The 18769-nt window shown below is 74.4% G+C and carries 18 protein-coding genes; 12 read left to right on the top strand and 6 right to left on the bottom strand.

From position 1 onward, the window contains the following. From QP089_RS26765 to QP089_RS26750, 4 genes are all read left to right on the top strand, one after another. Positions 1-1212 carry a sensor histidine kinase gene (locus QP089_RS26765; RefSeq protein WP_285914974.1) on the top strand — a complete coding sequence of 404 codons (1212 nt, stop codon included), beginning with the start codon at positions 1-3 and terminating at the stop codon, positions 1210-1212. 59 nt (positions 1213-1271) lie between these two features. Further along, positions 1272-1919, top strand: coding sequence for a response regulator (locus QP089_RS26760; RefSeq protein WP_285914972.1), 648 nt, complete (start codon positions 1272-1274; stop codon positions 1917-1919). A 91-nt stretch (positions 1920-2010) separates the two neighbouring features. Beyond that, a complete protein-coding gene (locus tag QP089_RS26755) occupies positions 2011-2337 on the top strand; it encodes a hypothetical protein (protein ID WP_285914970.1) in 327 nt (108 codons plus the stop codon). A gap of 121 nt (positions 2338-2458) precedes the next feature. Beyond that, positions 2459-3136, top strand: a complete 678-nt coding sequence (locus QP089_RS26750; protein WP_285914969.1) for a DUF4328 domain-containing protein — start codon at positions 2459-2461, stop codon at positions 3134-3136. Here the strand turns inward: QP089_RS26750 and QP089_RS26745 are convergent. From QP089_RS26745 to QP089_RS26735, 3 genes are all read right to left on the bottom strand, one after another. Then, entirely contained in the window at positions 3133-6486 is a 3354-nt protein-coding gene (locus tag QP089_RS26745) for a DNA polymerase III subunit alpha (protein ID WP_285914968.1), read from the bottom strand. The two genes, QP089_RS26750 and QP089_RS26745, sit on opposite strands and share 4 nt — an antisense overlap. Before the next feature lies 1 nt (position 6487). Continuing rightward, positions 6488-6763, bottom strand: a complete 276-nt coding sequence (locus tag QP089_RS26740) for a DUF6504 family protein (protein ID WP_285914967.1) — start codon at positions 6761-6763, stop codon at positions 6488-6490. Positions 6764-7044: 281 nt separating this feature from the next. Beyond that, on the bottom strand, positions 7045-7326 hold the full coding sequence (locus QP089_RS26735) for a hypothetical protein (protein WP_285914966.1): 282 nt from the start codon (positions 7324-7326) through the stop codon (positions 7045-7047). Between the two features lie 321 nt (positions 7327-7647). On the opposite strand from QP089_RS26735, the gene QP089_RS26730 reads away from it, so the two are divergent. The 4 genes from QP089_RS26730 (at position 7648) to QP089_RS26715 (ending at position 12616) form a co-directional block, all read left to right on the top strand. Beyond that, positions 7648-8334 (top strand): TetR family transcriptional regulator, encoded by a 687-nt coding sequence (locus QP089_RS26730; protein ID WP_285914965.1) that lies wholly within the window; start codon positions 7648-7650, stop codon positions 8332-8334. A gap of 73 nt (positions 8335-8407) precedes the next feature. After that, positions 8408-9370 (top strand): quinone oxidoreductase family protein, encoded by a 963-nt coding sequence (locus QP089_RS26725; protein WP_285914963.1) that lies wholly within the window; start codon positions 8408-8410, stop codon positions 9368-9370. 54 nt (positions 9371-9424) lie between these two features. Next, positions 9425-10768, top strand: a complete 1344-nt coding sequence (locus tag QP089_RS26720; RefSeq protein WP_285914961.1) for a DUF4389 domain-containing protein — start codon at positions 9425-9427, stop codon at positions 10766-10768. A gap of 111 nt (positions 10769-10879) precedes the next feature. Further along, on the top strand, positions 10880-12616 hold the full coding sequence (locus QP089_RS26715) for a serine/threonine protein kinase (protein WP_285914960.1): 1737 nt from the start codon (positions 10880-10882) through the stop codon (positions 12614-12616). Between the two features lie 3 nt (positions 12617-12619). Here the strand turns inward: QP089_RS26715 and QP089_RS26710 are convergent, their stop codons facing one another. Then, positions 12620-13576 carry an alpha/beta hydrolase gene (locus tag QP089_RS26710; protein ID WP_285914958.1) on the bottom strand — a complete coding sequence of 319 codons (957 nt, stop codon included), beginning with the start codon at positions 13574-13576 and terminating at the stop codon, positions 12620-12622. Between the two features lie 174 nt (positions 13577-13750). Between QP089_RS26710 and QP089_RS26705 the strand changes: the two genes are divergently transcribed. Genes QP089_RS26705 through QP089_RS26695 form a run of 3 tightly spaced genes read left to right on the top strand, consistent with a single transcriptional unit; the run spans position 13751 to position 15941 of the window. After that, positions 13751-15154 carry an amino acid permease gene (locus QP089_RS26705; RefSeq protein WP_285914956.1) on the top strand — a complete coding sequence of 468 codons (1404 nt, stop codon included), beginning with the start codon at positions 13751-13753 and terminating at the stop codon, positions 15152-15154. 59 nt (positions 15155-15213) lie between these two features. Next, positions 15214-15672: a toxin glutamine deamidase domain-containing protein gene (locus tag QP089_RS26700; RefSeq protein ID WP_285914954.1), complete on the top strand. Its 459-nt coding sequence runs from the start codon at positions 15214-15216 to the stop codon at positions 15670-15672. After that, positions 15669-15941 carry an SUKH-4 family immunity protein gene (locus tag QP089_RS26695; RefSeq protein ID WP_285914953.1) on the top strand — a complete coding sequence of 91 codons (273 nt, stop codon included), beginning with the start codon at positions 15669-15671 and terminating at the stop codon, positions 15939-15941. The genes QP089_RS26700 and QP089_RS26695 overlap by 4 nt, the downstream gene beginning before the upstream one ends. A gap of 6 nt (positions 15942-15947) precedes the next feature. On the opposite strand, the gene QP089_RS26690 is transcribed toward QP089_RS26695, so the two are convergent. Continuing rightward, complete coding sequence (locus QP089_RS26690; protein WP_285914952.1) at positions 15948-16592, bottom strand: LysE family translocator; 645 nt, start codon at positions 16590-16592, stop codon at positions 15948-15950. Positions 16593-16637: 45 nt separating this feature from the next. After that, positions 16638-17672, bottom strand: a complete 1035-nt coding sequence (locus QP089_RS26685) for a saccharopine dehydrogenase family protein (RefSeq protein ID WP_285914950.1) — start codon at positions 17670-17672, stop codon at positions 16638-16640. Between the two features lie 130 nt (positions 17673-17802). Between QP089_RS26685 and QP089_RS26680 the strand changes: the two genes are divergently transcribed. Further along, a complete protein-coding gene (locus QP089_RS26680; RefSeq protein WP_285914949.1) occupies positions 17803-18738 on the top strand; it encodes an AraC family transcriptional regulator in 936 nt (311 codons plus the stop codon). Positions 18739-18769: the final 31 nt, after the last annotated feature.

Genomic DNA, 18769 nt, shown 5'->3' with positions numbered 1-18769 from the left:
GTGAGCGACACGGGAACGGGGCTGGACCGCATCCACTCGGTGGGCGGCTGCCTGATGCGCGCCGCCTACGGCGGGTTCGCCTTCCTGTACCTGCTGGGCGGGCTGATCGCGGTGCACCACGAGCCGCCCCAGCTGTGGCTGATCCTCTTCGCCGCGGTGGCGAACGCGGCGGCGCTCGCGCCGCGCCGGTGGCTGGTCCGCGCCGCGGTGGCCGCCGGGGCGCTGTCGCTGGCCGGCACCGCCGGCATCTGCGCCGCGGCCGACCTGCACAACAGCAACCCCGGGGTGTTCGCCGAGATCGGCGGGCTGCTGATCGTCATCGCGCGGACGGTCTGGAAGGCCGCCCGCGACCGGATCGTCCCGCTGACCGTGCTGCTCGGCGCCGCGGTGCTGGCCATCCCGCTGCGCTGGTCGCCGGTGGGCGCGCTGCTGTTCACCGCGCCGCTCGGCATCACCGTCGCGGTCGCCCTCGGCGTCGGGCTCTACCTGCGCGCGGTGGACGCCCGGCGGGCCCGGTCGCTGGCGGCGGCGCGCCGCGACGAGCGGCTGGAACTGGCCCGCGACCTGCACGACTTCGTCGCCCACCATGTGACCGGCATCGTCGTCCAGGCGCAGGCCGCGCGGTTCGCGGCGCAGTCGGGCGCGGCGCAGTCGCCGGAGCAGCTCGACACCATGTTCGGCGGGATCGAGAAGGCCGGCACCGAGGCGCTGACGTCGATGCGGCAGATGGTCGGGCTGCTGCGGGACGCCCAGCACACCGCCGCGCCCGACGGCGAGGCGTTCGGGGGCGGCGGCGCGCGGGCGGGCGAGGCGGCGACCCGCCCGGTCGGCGACCTCACCCGGCTGCGCGACCTGGTCGCCGGTTTCGCCCACCCGCCCGCCACCCTCGCGCTCGCGCCCGACGTCGGCGCGCTGCCGCCCGAGGTCGCCGCGTCCGTGCACCGGGTCGTGCAGGAGGCGCTGACCAACGTCCGCAAGCACGCCGCCGACGCCGCGTCCGTCCACGTGGAGGTCGCGCGGGTGGGCGGCGGGTCGGTGGAGGTCAGCGTCCGCGACGACGGGCAGGGCCGGGGCCGCCGGCTGCCGTCCTCGGGCTTCGGCCTGGCCGGGCTGACCGAGCGGGTGGACGCCCTCGGCGGCCGCCTGCACGCCGGCCCCCGCCCCGAAGGCGGCTGGGAGGTAGTCGCCCGCCTCCCCGCCCGCGACACGTGAGGCCCGAGGCGCCCGGTGCGGCGGCGGGCGCGCGGCGAAATGCTGACACAATCGGCACCGTGACGATCCGTGTACTGATCGCCGACGACCAGCAGATGGTCCGGACCGGGTTCCGGATGATCGTGGACTCGCAGCCGGACATGGAGGTGGTCGGGGAGGCCGCCGACGGCGCCGAGGCCGTCGCGCTGACCCGCCGGCTCCGTCCCGACGTGTGCCTGTTCGACATCCGGATGCCGAAGCTGGACGGGCTGGAGGCGACCCGCGCCGTCGCGGGCCCGGACGCGGCGGACCCGCCGCGCGTGGTGATCGTCACGACGTTCGACATGGACGAGTACGTGTACGGGGCGCTGCGCGGCGGCGCGGTCGGCTTCCTGCTCAAGGACAGCGGCCCGGCGCTGCTGCTCGAGGCGGTGCGCGCGGCGGCCAACGGGGAGTCGCTGGTGTCGCCGTCGATCACCGTCCGGCTGCTGGAGCACCTGGCACGCCCGCCCGCCGCGCCCGCGCCGCCCGGCGAGCGGCCCACCGACCGGGAGCTGGACGTCGTCCGGCTCGTGGCGCGCGGCCGCACGAACGAGGAGATCGCCGCGGAGCTGTTCGTGTCGCTGTCCACGGTGAAGACGCACCTCGGCAGCGTGATGCACAAGCTCGGCGCGCGGAACCGGGTCGAGGTCGCGGCGTGGGCGTGGGAGTCGGGCCTGATGACCTGACCGCCCCGGACGGGGAGCGGGGCGCGCGCATCGAAGGAGCTACGGGGGAACGGCACTGGCACCGGAGTCGATCGACGGCATCCCCCTGACCGTGGCGGTCATCTGGATCATGTGCGCCGCCGGGTGGGGGGTGGTCCTGGCGGGGCTGCGCCGCGGCCTGCGCGGCCCGGGCCGCGGGCCCGCGCTGTTCGCGCACACCGCCACCCCGGCGGGCGCCGTCCTGCTGTTCGCGCTGATCGGCTACGGGTCGCTGTACGCGACGATCGCGCTGGCGGCGCAGTGGTGGTCGCTGTCGCTGGTGACGGGGTTCCGGCCCGCCCGGCTGGTGGCCGATGGCGGCCTGCGGCGGCTGGCCGCGTGGCTGCTGCTGACCGCGGCCGTGACGTATGTGGCGGGACGCCTCGTCCTCGGCCGGTAGCGGCGGGCCGCGGCCGAAGATCCGCCGGACGAGTGCGAACCCTTCGCGGGCCAACCAAGTCAAACCTACGTAGTATCCGAAGCAACGAACCGCGAAATAGGGCCCCTCGGAGGTGAAAACCATGCCGTGCGCACTATGCGGCGACATCATCCCGTCCGAGGTCGCCCGGTGCCCGGCATGCGGTGCCTGGGCGCGGCGCCGCGACTTCCGCGCGGTCGGGGTGGCGGTGTTCATGCTGCTCGGCTTCGACGCGTTCGTCTCGCTCGGCTCGGGGATCAGCCTGCTGAGGATGGCCCGTCCGCTGCACGACGCGACCCATGACACCTACGACGCGTCCGCCACCGGCAAGGCCCTCGCCCCGTACGGGGACGTGTTCCTGATCGGCGCGATCATGGCGGGGGTGACCGGCCTGCTGTACCTGGCGTGGCTGTGGCGCGCCTACGGGCAGTCGCCGGGGCCGCACCGCCACCACCGCGCCTGGGTGCTGCTCGGCTGGTTCTGCCCCGTGGTCAACCTGTGGCTGCCGCCGCGCCTGGTCTACGAGGTCTGGGTGAACAGCGGCCGGTACCGGACGGCGGAGCGGCAGGCGGCCGGCCTGGTCGTGGCCGGCTGGTGGGGGTGCGCGCTGCTCGGCCTGGTGCTCTCCCGCATGTTCGACCACGGCAGCGTCGACACCCTCGCCGACGCGCGCTTCGACGTGCACGTCGGCGTCGCCGCGGCCGCCTTCCAGGCCCTCGCGGCCGCGCTGTGCATGGCCACCGTCTTCAAGATCACCCGGTTGCAGGTCGTCCGCGACTAGGTCGGCGCCGGGCCGGACGAGCCGCCGCTGGCGTGCCAGAGCGGGACGCGCGGCGGGTTGCCGCCCGCCGGGGCGATGTCGGAGTACGGGGACATCGCGAATCCCGTCGGTTGGACGATGCGGCGGCCGACCGGGCGGGCCCGCGGCCCCCGCTCGGCCATGGCGGCGCGGACGGCGTCCATGCCGCCGTCCCGCCACCGCTCGAACAGGGACGTGAGGTCCCAGCAGGCCGTCGCGGTGATCGAGACGGCGCGGGCGCCGGCGTGCCGGACCCGGCCCCGCACGACCAGCAGCCACGAGCCGAACACCGTCGCGGCGCAGCGTTCCTGCACCGACTCGAAGAACGCCAGGTCGACGGGGCCGGTGGAGTCGTCCAGCGTCGCGAAGATGACCCGCTGCCCGGACCGGACGGCCGGGGTCTGCGTCGCGACCTTCACCCCGGCGACCAGCACGTCCGATCCGCCCGGACGGCCGGGCAGCGCGGCGGCGCGGACGACGCCGAGGCCGTCGAGCAGCCCGTCGTAGAAGCCGAGGACGTGCCGGCTGACGTCCATGCCGAGAATGTCCAGCTCGGCCTCGACGACCTCGGCGGGCGTCATCGGCGGCAGTTCGCCGAGCGGGACGGGCTCGGCGAGGCCGATCTCCACTCCGGACAGGGCGCCGTCGCCGTCCTCGTAGCCGAGCGGCAGCTGCCCCTCGACCACGGCGGGGCCGGAGCGGCGGGCGGTGACGCGGTCGAGGGCGCCGACGCGGCAGAGCAGGTCACGGCGCGGCACCTCCTCGTCCGGGTAGAGCGCGTCGAACGCCCCGGCGAGGACGAGGCGCTCGGCGGTCGGGCGCGACACCCGGGCGCGCCGCCAGAAGTCGGTCAGCGACGCGTACGGCCGCGCGCCGACGATCGTGCCGACCTCGGCGTCGCTGATGCCCCTGACCTCGTTCAACGCGACGCGGATCCCCGTGGGGCCGCCTTCGGAGACGGGTTCGGCGTGCCACTCCCGCGCGGACCGGTTGACGTCCAGCGGCAGGATCGGCACACCGAAATGCCGCGCGTCGTCCAGGATGACCCGCTTGGGATACATGCCGGGGTCATGGGTGAGAACGCCGGCGTAGAACGCGGCGGTGTGGTGCCGTTTCAGCCAGGCGGACTGGTACGTCGGCAGCGCGAACGACGCGGCGTGCGCCTTGCAGAACCCGAACGCGCCGAACGCGGTGAGCGTCCGCCAGACCCGTTCGACGGTCGGCTCGTCGTAGCCGCGCGTCCGCGCCCGCTCGCGGAACCAGGCGCCGACGACGGCCTGGCCGCGCTCGTGGTTCAGGCTGCGCCGCGCCGCCTCCGCCGTCGACAGGCCGCAACCGGTCATCACGTCGAAGACCCGCAGCACCTGCTCGTGGAAGACGACGACGCCGAGGCTCTCGCGCAGCACCGGTTCCAGGTCGGGGTGCGGGTAGTCGGGTTCCCGGGTCCCGGCGCGGGCGTCCAGGAACGGCGACACCATGTCGGAGTTGACCGGCCCGGGGCGGAACAGCGAGATGTCGATGACGAGATCGTCGAGGTTCCACGGCTGGAGGCGGCCGATCAGCTCGCGCTGGCCGGGCGACTCGATCTGGAAGCAGCCGAGCGTGCGGGACGTGCGGATCAGCGCGTAGGTGTCGGGGTCGTCGCGCGGGACGGCCTCCAGATCGATCTCCTCGCCGGTGGTCCGCGCGACCTCCGCGACCGCGTGCGCCATCGCCGACTGCATCCGGACGCCGATGACGTCGAGCTTCAGCAGGCCCATCGCCTCGACGTCGTCCTTGTCGAACTGGCTCATCGGGAACCCCAGCGCGCTCTGCTCGACGGGCACGCGGTCGCGCAGCGTCGCGTTGGACAGCAGCACCCCGCACGGGTGCATGGCGATGTGCCGGGGCAGGCCGTCGAGCCGCTCGGCGATGCGGAACAGCACCTCCAGGCGCCCCTGCGACAGGTTGCTCTGCCGCAGTTCCGGCAGGTCGCGCAGCGCGGCGCCGATCTGGCTCGCGCGGATGTGCGGGAACGCCTTGGCGATCGCGTCGATCTCCTGCGGCGGCAGCCCGACGGCGTTGCCGACGTCGCGGATCGCGCTGCGCGCCCGGTAGGTCTCCATCATCGACACGCACGCCGTGCCGTCGGCGCCGTACCGGTCGAACAGGGCCTCGTACGCCTCCAGCCGCCGCGCGGACTCGACGTCGAGATCGATGTCGGGCAGCCCCTCGCGGCTGTCGGCGAGGAACCGCTCCATGACCAGGTCGTGCCGGAGCGGATCGAGGTCGCCGATACCGAGCAGGTAGTTGACCAGGCTGCCCGCGCCCGAGCCGCGGATCGCGCAGCGGATGCCACGCGACCGGATCAGCGCGGCGGCGTCGGCGACCGTCAGGAAGTACGGGGCGAGCCCCTTGCGGGCGATCACGCCCAGCTCCTCAGCGAGCCGCGCCTCCGCGCGTCGTCCGAGCCCGCGCCGGGCCATCCCCTCAGCGCAGCGGGCGGCGAGCCGCGCGTGCGCGTCACCGCTCACCTCGGGCAGATGCACCGCGCCCATCCCCAGGTCACGGCCCGGATCCAGGACGCACCGCACCGACAGCCGCCGGGTCTGCGCGAGCAGCGCCCCGGCCTCGTCCGGGCCGCAGGCCAGCTCGGCGACGCGGCGCATCTGCGGCTCCGACTTCAGGTAGGCGTGTCCGGTGCGGTCGTCCAGGTGCCGGCGGTCCAGCGGGACGAGCCGCCGCGTCGCGTCCAGCACCTGCGCCACCGGATGGTCGGCCGCCTCCAGATACCTGACGGCATTGCCGAGCACCGCGGGCACCCCGGACTCCCGGGCGAGCGCGAGCATCCGCGCCGCCCGGTGCCCGTCGCCCACGTCGTGGTGGTCGACGATCTCGATCACCGTCTCGGCGGTCGCGCGCCATCGCGCCAGCAGCCGGGACGCCACGTCCGGACGCCGCGCCGCGATCGCCCGTCCCACGTCGGAGGCGGGGCCGAGCAGGACCACGAGCCCGTCGGCATGGGCACCGACCATCTCCCGCGTCGTCACCGGGTGCCCACGCTCCCCGGCCGCGTGCGCCGCGGTGACCAGCCGGCACAGCGACCGCCACCCCGTCCGCCCCTCGGCCAGCACCACGACCCGCTCACCACCCGCGAAGCCGAGATCGGCGCCCACGACCGCGCCGATCCCCGCGCCGTCGCACGCCATGACGTGCCGGACGGCGCCGTACAGCCCGTCCCGGTCGGTCAGCGCGAGCGTCTCCATGCCGAGCTCGGCCGCACGCGCGGCCAGCGCGGCGGGCGGTGCCGCCCCGTACCGCTGCGAGTACGCCGAAGCGACGTGAAGGTGCACGTCAATCCCATACCCGCGACAGCAGCCACGTCTCGGACGCCGCGTCGTAGCGCAGCTCGTAGACGCCGATCTCCCGGTCCGGGGTCGCCTCGACCCGCCAGAACTCCCGCTCTCCGGTGGCCTCGCCGTCGGGATGCTGCTCCCGCCACCAGTCGCGGGTCGTGACCCAGTGCTCCAGCACCCGCCGGATGCGGTAGAGCCGGCCACGCCAGACGAACCGGACCGGACGCCCGTCGCTCACCCAGACGTCCACCGGGTCGCCGAACACGCGTGTCATCTGCCTCCCCCTCGTGCCCGCCGCACGGGGGAAGGACATGCGGCTGTTCGAACATACGTTCGCGACCGAGTCTAGAGACCCCCGCCACCCCCCGGCAAGGCGCCCCCACCCCCGACACGACCACCGCAACCGGCACCCCAGCCACGCGCCGACCCGAACCGTCGCGATCGCGAGCGAAGCCGGATTCGAGCGAAGCGAGTATCCGATCGCGCAGCGAGGCCCCCAGGGCCGAGTCGAAGCGATGCAGCGATCGCACGCATTGCCCGCCGAAGGAAGGCCCTCTAGGGCCTGACGCCAAGGGCAATGCAAATAAGCACAGCAGCGTCGGTGGCGGTGTCGGCCATGCCGCCGCCGGCCCACAGGTAGGACCAGCCGGTGCCGACGGGGGTGGCGACGACCATCATGTGCCGGTCCGGGCGGGGGCCGTGGACGCTCAGCACGCTTTCGGCGGGGCCGGCGAGGCGGCAGGACAGGCCTCGGGCCTCCAGTTCGTACGCCAGGGCCGCCAGGTGCCGGCGACGCACCTCGGCGATCTCTCGTCCATCGGCTCCAGACACCCGCATCAGCCGCCTCAGCATGGACCGGGCCGTCCGCCCGGCGACCTTGTGCGATCGGGCGGCGACGGTTGGTGACCGCTTTCAGGATGACCGGTGCCGGCGGGCGGTGCAGCGGAAACGCCGAGAGTGGGACGGTGGTTTTCCCGGCCTGGCGGCGGTGGTCCGGGCGGGCGGGGCGGCGCCCTCTTCCCACGTGCGCCAATCGGCGCGCGGGCGGTGCGGCCTTCCGGACAACGGAACCCGGTTCGGATGCGGAGGGTCCGTCCGTGATAGAAGCCTCTCTGAGACGGGCCGTCCCGCGCCCGGCCCCGCAGAAGGAGCCAGCCGATGACCGCCGCCCCCGCCGGTGACGCGCCGGATCCCCCGGAAGGCGCAGGCGTCCCGGAGCGGACCGAGCGCGCCCTGGCGGGGCTGCGCGAGCGCAAGAAGCAGAAGACGCGGCTCGCGCTGATCGACGCGGCGCTCGAGTTGTTCCTCGAGCAGGGCTACGAGGCGACGACGATCGACGAGATCGTGGCGGCGGTGGAGGTGTCGCAGCGCACGTTCTTCCGCTACTTCGCCACCAAGGAGGACGTGGTCACGAGCTTTCCCGCCGAGCACGACCACGTGCTGGCGGAGGCGCTGGCGGAGCGGCCGGCGGGCGAGCGCCCGTTCACGGCGCTGTTCGAGTCGCTGCGGGTGGTGCTGCGCACCATCGCGGGCAGCGATCCGGCCGAGAGCGAGCGGTTCCGCCGTGTCCAGCAGGTGATCGAGGCGACGCCGTCGCTGATCTCGGCGCAGATGGCGCGGTACAAGGCGGCGGAGAGCGACCTCGCGGAGGTGATCGCGCGGCGGGAGGGCGTCGATCCGGTGCGGGATCTGCGGCCGAGGATCGTCGTGGCGTTCTACTCCTCGGCGACGCGGATCGCGTTCGAGGACTGCGCGCGGCAGGACATCTGGGATCCCGAGACCGTCGCGGCCCGGGTGGAGGAGGCCGTCGCGCTGGTCAGCCGCACGATGCGCGACTGGGTGTGACGGGCGCGGAATAGCCCGCGGGCACGCCGGGTTGCGGCGTTCCGGAGGCTTCCCCGAACGGCAGGAGTGGAACATGCGCGCGATCGTCGTCGCCGAGAACGGCGGCCCGGAGGTGCTGAAGGCCGGCGAGCGTCCCGACCCGGTCCCCGGGCCCGGTGAGGTGCTCGTCGACGTGGCGGCGAGCGGTGTCAACTTCATCGACGTCTACTACCGGACGGGCGCCTACGCGCAGCCGCTGCCGTACACGCCGGGCGTGGAGGGCGCGGGCACGGTCGCCGCGGTGGGCGAGGGCGTCGGCGACTTCGCGGTGGGCGACCGGGTGGCCTGGGCGAACGTGCCCGGGTCGTACGCGCAGCGGGCGGCGGTGCCGGCGGACAAGGTCGTGCCCGTCCCGGACGGGGTGGGCCTGGAGGACGCGGCCGCCGCGCTGCTGCAGGGCATGACGGCGCACTACCTGACGCGTTCGGTGCACGAGGTGAAGGAGGGCGACACCGTCCTGGTGCACGCGGCTGCGGGCGGGATGGGCCTGCTGCTCACCCAGGTCGCCACGGCGGCGGGCGCGCGCGTGATCGGGACCGCGTCGACGCCCGAGAAGAAGCAGGCGGCGCGGGACGCGGGCGCCGACGAGGTGCTGGACTACGACGGCTTCGCCGACCGGGTGCGGGAGCTGACCGGCGGCGAGGGCGTCGCCGTGGTGTACGACGGCGTCGGCGCGCCCACGTTCGACGGCAGCCTGGCGAGCCTGCGGCGGCGCGGCGTCATGGCGCTGTACGGCGCGGCGGGCGGGAAGGTGCCGCCGTTCGACCCGCAGCGGCTGAACGCGGCGGGTTCGCTGTTCCTGACGCGGCCGACGCTCCTGCACTACACCGCGACCCGCGAGGAGCTGCTGGAACGCGCCGCCGACGTGTACGGCTGGATCGCGGCGGGCACTCTGGACCTGCACATCGGGCACCGGTACGACCTCGCCGACGCGGCCGCCGCGCACGCCGACCTGGAGGCGCGCCGCACCACGGGCAAGCTGCTGCTGATCCCCTGACGAAGCGCGCGCATCGATGATCAGGGCGGCGCCGGCTCCCTTAGCCTTGCCTCCATGACGACATACGCCGCCGATCCCCTCGAACAGGACGAGCCGCGCGTGCTCGGGCCCTACCGCCTGCTCGGCCGGCTCGGCCGCGGCGGGATGGGCACCGTGTACCTGGCCGCCGAGCCGGACGGGCGCCGGGTCGCGGTGAAGGTCGTCAACCGGGAGCTGGCCGGGGAGCCGGCGTTCGTCGCCCGGTTCCGCCGCGAGGTCACCGCGGCGCGCCGCGTCCACCGGTTCTGCACCGCGCCCGTGCTGGACGCCGAGCTCGACCAGGACCCGCCCTACGTCGTCACCGAGTACATCGACGGGCCCAGCCTGGAGGCGGCCGTCCGGGAGCGCGGGCCGCTGCCCGGCTCGGACCTGGAGTCGCTCGCAGTCGGGGTCGCGACGGCGCTCACCGCGATCCATGGCGCGGGGATCGTGCACCGCGACCTCAAGCCCGCGAACGTGCTGCTGTCGTCCACCGGACCGCGCGTCATCGACTTCGGCATCGCCCGCGCCCTCGACGCGGCCGACGGCCCCACCCGTACCGGCCAGTTCGTCGGCACCCCGTCCTACCTCGCACCCGAGGTGCTGCACGGCGGGCCGGTCGAGCAGGCGTCGGACGTCTTCGCGTGGGGCTGCGTGATCGCCTTCGCCGGGACGGGCCGCCCGCCGTTCCAGGGCGAGTCGGTCGCCGACACCTTCCGCCGGATCGGCGCGGAGGCGCCGGTGCTGGACGGCCTGGACCCGCGGCTGCGCGCCATCGTCGCCGCCGCGCTCGACAAGGACCCGCACCGCCGGCCGACCGCGGAGCAGTTGCTCGCCCGGCTCGTCGGGCAGGAGCGGGCCGACCCGGAACGGGCCGCGGCGACGGTCTCGGCGGTCTGGCGGCGGCCGGACGGCGTGCCGCCCGCGCCGCTTCCGCCGCCCGCGCCCGCCCCGGCGGCGGCGCCGCACGTCCCGGCGCCGCGTCCCGCCGTGCAGCCCGCCGATGAGGCGTCCGCTGTCCCGGAGCCCAGCGAGACCGCGGCGCGTCCGGTGGAGCGGGGCGCGGACGAGGAGACCGTGCTGGTCGACCTGCCGTTCCCGGCGGCGTGGCGCGGGCCGCGGCGCTGGTTCACCCTGCTGCGCGGACTGCTGGTGATCCCGCACCTGCTGGTGATGCTGCTCATGTACGCCGCGCTGGTGGTGGTGATGCTGCTGAGCTGGCTGGTCATCCCGTTCACCGGCCGCTACCCGCGCCCGCTCTACGGCCTGGCCGTCGGCTGCCAGCGCTGGTCGAGCCGCGTCGTGGCGTACGCCTTCGGGCTCACCGGCGAGAAGCTGCCGCCGTTCCGCACGCTGCCCCGCGCCCGCCGGACCCGCTGAACCCGCGTCCGCCCGCTGAACCCGAGGGGCGCTTCGCGCGTCTGAAACGTCGGCCCCCACTAGGGTGCTACGCGAACCCCCCGAAAACCCCCTTCCCAGGAACGACACACCATGACGACGCACGCAGGAGAGAACGGCGAGGCCCTGCGCCCCGAGGACCCCACCGGGCTCGGCCCCTACCGGCTGGTCGGGCGGCTCGGCCGCGGCGGCATGGGCACGGTCTACCTCGGCGAGGACGCCGGCGGCCGGCGCGTCGCCGTCAAGGTGATCAACCGCGAGCTGGCCGGGGAGGCGCCGTTCCGCGACCGGTTCCGCCGCGAGGTGACGGCCGCGCGGCAGGTCCGCCGGTTCTGCACCGCGCCGGTGCTGGACGCCGAGCTGGACCGCGACCCGCTGTACGTGGTCACCGAGTACATCGAGGGCCCGAGCCTGGAGGCCGCCGTCGCCGAGCGGGGTCCGCTGCCCGGCTCCGACCTGGAGGGCCTGGCCGTCGGGGTGGCCACCGCGCTCGCCGCGATCCACGGCGCCGGGATCGTGCACCGCGACCTCAAGCCCGCGAACGTGCTGCTGTCGTCCACCGGGCCGCGCGTCATCGACTTCGGCATCGCCCGCGCCCTCGACGCGGCCGACGGCCCGACCCGCACCGGCCAGTTCGTCGGGACGCCGAACTACCTGCCGCCCGAGCTGCTGCGCGGCGAGCCGGTCACCCCGGCCTCCGACGTGTTCTCCTGGGGCTGCGTCGTCGCCTACGCCGGGACGGGCACCGCGCCGTTCGCCGGCAACACCGTCCCGGAGATCTTCTACCGGGTCGCGCACGACGAGCCGAAGCTGGACGGCCTCGACCCGGCGCTGCGCGACATCGTCGCCGCCGCGCTCGGCAAGGACCCGCACAAGCGGCCGTCGGTCCAGGAGCTGCTCGGCCGGCTGGTCGGCTCCGGGCGGACGCCCGACCCGGCCGTGCTCGCCCAGACCGTCCAGGCGAGCTGGCACGGCGCGGGGACGGAGCCGACCGTCCAGGCCCAGCCCCAGCCCGCGGGGTTCGAGCCCGCGGGGTTCCAGCAGACCCCGCCGCGGCCGGGGCCGACCGCGCTGCTCGGCGCGGACGCGACGCGCGGCGACGGCCGTCCCGCCGCGGGCGCGCGCCGCCCCGCAAAGCGCCCGCTGATCATCGCCGGCGCCGTCGTCGCCGCGCTGGCCGTCGCCGCCGTGGTCGCGTTCACCCTGCTCGGCCCGGACGGCCCGCCGGACAAGCTCGCGACCGTGTTCAGCGACGACTTCTCCAACCAGGACTCCGGCTGGGGCGGCTCCAACTTCACCAGCCAGTACGGCTACAAGGACGGCAAGTACTGGATCGACACCGACAGCATCACCGCCGCGCGGTCGCGGGACGTGCCGAAGGACCCCAAGGACGTCCCCGATCCGATGCTGATGACCGTCACGGTGACCGTCGCGCAGGGCGCGCCGGACGCGCACTACGGCATGGCGTGCCGGTCGGGCGACAACGGCAAGCAGCAGTACACCTTCCTCGTCCGGCACGACGGCAAGGGCGCGACGCTCCGCAAGGCCAGCGCGTCCCTGGGCTCCAAGGAGCTGGCCGACCCCAGTTCGGTGCCCGGTTTCTCCGCGAAGGGGCCGAACAAGTTGCAGATCGCCTGCGAGGGGAAGGACGGCGGCAAGAAGGTGCGGCTGCGGCTGTGGGTGAACGGGAAGCAGGTCTTCGACAAGACCGACGCCGACCAGCCGCTGCCGAACGGCTCGGCGAAGCTGCAGATCGAGCGGGGCGGCAACCAGGCGCAGCAGAGTTTCGTCGGCTTCGACGACTTCGACCTGTCGAAGATCACCGGCTGACGGTCAGCGGGGCGGCAGATAGCCGGCGATCCAGCGGGTCAGCTCGGCGAACACCGCGCGGCGGGCGGGCTCGGCGGACAGCGTCAGGTCGTGCAGCCCGCCGTCGATCCGCACGAGCGTGAGGTGCCGGCCGAGCCGGGACGCCCACTTCGCCATGTGCGCGACGTCCAGGACGGCGTCGGCGCCGGTGACGTCCAGCACCTTGCGCGACGGGCGGACGCTGCGCGAGGACGCCATCACCAGCACCGGCACGTCGATGTCCAGGCCCTTGTGCGCGCGCAGCTGGCCGCGCCGGACCGCGTCGAGCCACGCCGCGCGGACCGGGAACCCCTCGAGCGGCTTCCAGGCGAGGTCGAAGTCCCATTCGCCCTCGTGGTCGCGGTGGATGCTGCGCGGGTACCGGTCGCTCACCCCGGCGGGCAGCGTCGCCTTCGGGAACCGGGGGCGCAGCGCCCGCGCCAGGCCCGCGCCGATCTTGCGCATCGGCAGCGGCTCGTTGATGTCGAGGAACGGGCTGTTGAGGAACACCCCGTCCACCAGGCCCTTCCCGCGGGCCCGGTCGGCCCACAGCGCGGCGATCAGCCCGCCGGTGGAGTGCCCGTTCAGCAGCAGCGTGCCGTGCCCGTCCACGTCCCGGACGATCCGGACGGCCTCGTCGATCTCGGGGAAGTACTCGCTCAGGCTCTCGACGTAGTTCGGCGTCTGGTGCGGCCGCAGGGAGCGCCCGTACTTGCGCAGGTCGAGGGCGTAGAAGTCGAAGCCGAGGTCGAGGTAGAAGTCGGCGAGGTGGGTCTGGAAGAAGTAGTCGACGAACCCGTGCAGGTAGAGCACCGCCCGGTCGGACGGTTCCGCGCCGCGCCGCCGGACGAGCGTCGCCACGACCTCGCCCTCGGCGTCGCGTCCCATCGGCAGCTCGATCGCCTCGTACCCGGGGCCGAGCACATCCGCCGTCACGTCCATCGCGCCTCCCTCGCCGTACCGCCGCCCCTCAGCGTACGGTGCGGGCCCATCGCCCCGGATCGCCATATTCGGACGTCCGATATGTGGATCGCCACGGTCCCAAAGTCCCCTAGGGTGTGTGACGACCCCGTCACGGGTCGCGACCCCCAGCCGCCGACAGGGAAACCCGGAGCGATGACCGACACCACCGACGACCGTTCGACCCGGCTGCGGACGGGGCTGCGCCGCCGCCACATGACGATGCTCGCCATCGGCGGCGCGGTCGGCGCGGGGCTGTTCGTCGGCAGCGGCGCCGTGATCGGCACCGCCGGGCCGGCCGCGGTCGTGTCGTATGCGGCGGCGGGCGTGCTGGTGCTGTGCGTGCTGCGGGCCCTCGGCGAGATGGTCGTGGCGCGGCCGGTCGCCGGGTCGCTCGCCGAGTACGCGCGGATGGCGCTCGGCCCGTTCGCCGGGTTCACGATCGGCTGGCTGTACTGGTACCTGTACGTCATCCTCGTCGGCGCCGAGGCGACCGCGGGCGCGGCGATCCTGGCCGGCTGGATCGACCTGCCGCAGTGGTTCCTCGCCGCGGTGCTGCTGGTGGTGATGACGGCGGTCAACCTCGTGTCGGTCCGCTCGTTCGGCGAGTTCGAGTTCTGGTTCGCCTCGATCAAGGTCGCCGCGATCCTGGTGTTCCTCGTGCTGGGCGTGCTCTGGGTCGCCGGCCTGTGGCCGGACTCCCCCGGCGGCCTGGACGTGCTGACCGGGCACGGCGGCTTCGCCCCCAACGGCGTCAAGGCGATCTTCACCGCGATCGTGGCGGTGATGTTCGCCTTCGGCGGCACCGAGATCGTCACGGTCGCCGCCGCCGAGAGCGCGGAGCCCGGCCGCGCCGTCGCGAAGGCCACCGGCAACGTGCTGTACCGCGTCGCGCTGTTCTACGTGCTGTCCATCCTGCTCGTGGTGTCGATCCTGCCGTGGAACGACGCCAAGGTGCTGACCAGCCCGTTCGTCAGCGCGCTGGACCGGCTGGACGTGCCCGCCGCGGGCACGGTGATGCAGGCGGTGATCCTCACCGCGGTGCTGTCGGTGCTGAACTCGGCGATCTACGTCTCGTCCCGGATGCTGTACGTGCTGACCCGGGACGGCGACGCGCCCGCCGGGCTGGTGCGGCTGAACCGGCGCGGCGTCCCGGTCCGCGCGATCCTGCTCGGCACCGTCGCGGCGTGGGCCGCGGTGATCGCCTCGTACGCCTCGCCCGACCAGGTGTTCAAGTTCCTGATGAACTCGATCGGCGTCATCCTGGCGTTCGTCTACCTGTCGATCATGTTCTCGCAGCTGCGGCTGCGCGCCCGGCTGGCGCGCGAGGACCCCGGCGCGTTGAGCTACCGGATGTGGCTGTACCCGTACCTGTCGTGGCTGGTCGTCGCCGCGCTGCTGGCGGTGCTGGTGTCGATGGCGTTCATGCACGCGCAGCGGTCGCAGCTGATCGCCTCGCTGGTCAGCCTCGCCGTGGTGGCCGCCTGCTACCCGCTGCGCGCCCGGTTCGGCAGGAAGCCGCCCGTCACCGCGCCCCCCGTCCTGCCGAAGGCACGCTGACCGCCGCGATGCCCTAGTCTCTCGCGAAGATCATCGGACGGATCGGAGCAGTTCCCCCCATGACGGAACCGGCCCAGCTGGAGGGCAGCCGCACCAGCAACGCGCTGGAGTGCGCGCTGGCCTTCCTCAAGACCTGGTACGGCGAGCCGACCGCCGCGGGCAGCGTGCGCTACGACCCCGCCGACGCGCTCAGTATCCTGCGCGGCGAGCCGCACGCCCGCGAGCGCGCCGAGAGCACCCTCGGCGCCGCGTTCCGCTACATCGGCCCGGACGCCGCCGCGCTCGACGCGATCCGGGACCGGCTGCTGCAGCTCGGGCACGGCCACACGGCGCTGATCGTCAACGGCTGGCATCCGAGCGAGGGCACCGGCACGCACGCCTGGAACGCCTGCAACCACGAGGGCCGCATCGCCTGGATGGACACCTGCCGCGGCGAGCGCGGCCCCGAGCCGCTCTACCCGGACGTGCACGGCGTCTGGGCGATCATCACCGACGCCGCCGGACGGGGGATGCCGTGATCACCCGCGAGTGGGTGCTGGAACGCTCCCGCGCCATGTTCGCCGCCTCCCCCACCGCGACGGGCCCGGTCGAGGTCGGCCTGCACGAGTTCGACCTCGGCTTCGTCGTGTGGCCGGTGGAGCCGCCGCCCGCCGACTGGTCCCGCCCGCCGGACACCATCGGCGGCAGCGTCGTCGTGCTGGACCGGCAGAGCGGCGAGGTGAGCTTCTGGCCCCGCCTGTCCGCCCGCCACGTCGCCGACCTGTACCGCAGGAGCCGGGCGGCGTAGGCGCGGTCAGTCCTTGCGGCCCGTCGCGGCCACAGTGACGCCGAGGCCGATCATCATCAGGCCGCCGGTGCCGCCGATCACCGCCAGCCGGCGCGGCGACCGGGCGAACCAGCCGCGGGCCGCGCCGGCGGCCAGCCCCCAGCAGCTGTCGCACAGCAGCGCGATCACCACGAAGACCAGGGCGAACACGAGCATCTGCAGCGGCACGTGCCCGCGCCCGCGGTCCACGAACTGCGGCAGCACGGCGGCGAGGAAGACGGTCGTCTTCGGGTTCGTGAGGCCGACGACGAAGCCCTGCCACAGGTCCTGGGCGCGGCTGCGGCCGGACGCGCCGCCGGTGGCGCCGATCGCCTCGGTCAGCGACCGGCGGTGCCGGAACGCCTGGATCCCGAGGTACACCAGGTAGACGGCGCCCGCCAGCTTGAGGGCGGTGAACACCAGGACGGACCGTTCCACCACCGAGCCGATCCCGAGCGCGACGGCGACGCCCAGCGCCAGCGCGCCGATCTCGTTGCCGACCACGCTGGTCAGCGCGGTGCCGCGGCCGTGGGCGAGGGCCCGGCCGACGACGAACAGGACGGTCGGCCCCGGGATCAGGATGATGGCCAGCGCCATCGCGGAGAAGGCGAGCAGTTGCCCGGTCGACATCATCCTCGAACAGTACGCACCTGACATCCCGGAGCCCATCCCATTTTTTCACCCGCCCTCGACCTGCCAGGCGGCACCGGACGGCGCGAGGGCGTCGAGGAACCCGGCGGGGTCGAACACCTCGGCGGGCGCGCGCGTCCCGGTCGGGGCGCCGCCCGCGGCGAGCCGCCGGGCGCCCTCGACCGCGACCACGGCCGTGATCCCGTACGGGTCCGTCCCGGTGACCCAGCCGCGCGCGGTACGCCCCGCGCCGTCGGACGCCTCGGCCAGCATGAGCCAGCGGGACGCCGCGCGGGACGCCTCGTCCGGCTCGACGGGAACGCTCTCCACCAGGTCGGCCGTCAGGCCCCGGAACATCGCCGCGACCTCGGCCCGGAGCGCGCTCCGCACGCGCCGGGCCCGCACGTGGCGGGGGACGGTGACGACGCCCGGCAGGGGGAAGGACCCGACCGGTACCTCCCCGTCCCGTTCGCCCGGCACGGCGAGGGTGCGTCCGGCCTCGTCGGCGGGTGCCGCGCCCCACTCCCCGTCGCGGAACTCCAGCGGTTCCGCCTCGCCGATCGCGGCCATCGAACGGGCCGTCCCGCGCGAGGCCGCACCGGGCGGCCGCAGGTCGGCCACCAGGACCTCGTCGACGGTGCCGAGACGGGCGGCGGCGAGTGCGGCGATCAGGTCGCCCGGCGCGCCGTCGTCGGTCATGCCGGGGACGACCGTCACGCCCGCGCGCTCGGCGTCGCCGCCGAAGGCGTCCAGAACGTGCCGCAGGTAGCGCTGCTCCCCCGTGGTGTCCACGTAGTGGCAGCCGGCGGCGATGGCGGCCCGCACGACCGGTTCGCCCCACAGGGTGAACGGCCCCGCGCAGTTGACGACGGTGTCGCAGTCGCGGAACGCCCCGGCCAGCGCGGCGGGATCGTCGAGCCCTGCGACGCGTATCTCGACCTCGTCGCCGCCGGTGCGCGCGGCGGCCTTCCTCAGCCGTTCCTCGTCACGGCCCACGACGACGGGCGTGAGCCCCCGGCGCCGCGCCTCCGCGAGAACGAGCCCTCCGGTGAAACCGCTCGCTCCGTGAACGGCGATCCTCATGGCAGCCTCCCTGTGCAGCTTGATCTTCACGATCACCGTAGGGACGACACGGAAGACTCCCCATGCCTCAGAGTCCAGCTTCCATGTCCATTCGTCTCTCCAGCCGGTGTCACTCGATACGCTCGGCGGCATGGACGTCCTCAGCGACGCGATCACGGCCATGCGTCTCGGCCGGCCGCACTCCTCCCGCACGCTCCTGGAGCCGCCGTGGGGCGTGCGGTTCGGGCCGCAGCCGGGTGCCGGGTTCCACGTGATCCTCAAGGGCGGCTGCTGGCTGATCCCCCCGGCGGGCGACCCGATCCACCTCGGCGTCGGGGACGTCGCGTTCCTGCCGCGCGAGCTGGGCCACGGCCTCGCGGACGCGCCGGACCGCCCGCTGGCCGACGCCCGCTCGCTGCTGCGGCCGGCGGGCGCGGACGATCCGCCGGCGGGGCGCACCGAGATGCTGTGCGGCGCGTACCGCCTCGACCAGTCCCGCGTGCATCCGCTGCTGGCCGAACTGCCGGACGTCGTCCACATCCCGGCGCGGATCGGCCGGCACCCGTCGCTGCGCGGGGCGATCGAACTGCTCGGCCGCGAACTGGACGGCGGGACGCGGCATGGCGGCGACGCCGCGCTGCCCGCCCTGCTGGAGGTCCTCCTCCTCTACATGCTGCGCGCCTGGTACGAGGACCGTCCGGCGGACGAGGCGACGGGCTGGGCCGCGGCGCTGCGGGATCCGGCCGTCGCCGCGGCGCTGCGGGCGGTCCACGACGAACCGGGGCGGCCGTGGACCGTGCGGTCCCTGGCCTGCCGGGCGGACCTGTCCCGCGCCGCGTTCGCGCGCCGTTTCACCGCCACGGTCGGTGCGCCGCCGCTGGCATATCTGACCTGGTGGCGGATGACGGTCGCGGCGCGGCTGCTGCGGGACACCGACCTGCCGCTCCGGTCGGTCGCGGAACGGGTCGGCTACACCTCGGAATTCGCGTTCGCGAAGGCGTTCAAGCGCGAGTTCGCGGAGGCGCCCGGCCGGTTCCGGGAGGCGGCGGCGGAGGATGACCATTCCTGGCCGGTGGATTCACCGTGACGTAGACCACAGCGGCGACATAGCGTGCGCG

The sequence above is a fragment of the Actinomadura opuntiae genome (assembly GCF_030283205.1).
In the GTDB taxonomy this organism is placed as follows: domain Bacteria; phylum Actinomycetota; class Actinomycetes; order Streptosporangiales; family Streptosporangiaceae; genus Spirillospora.
This window is presented reverse-complemented; position numbering and strand designations above follow the sequence as displayed.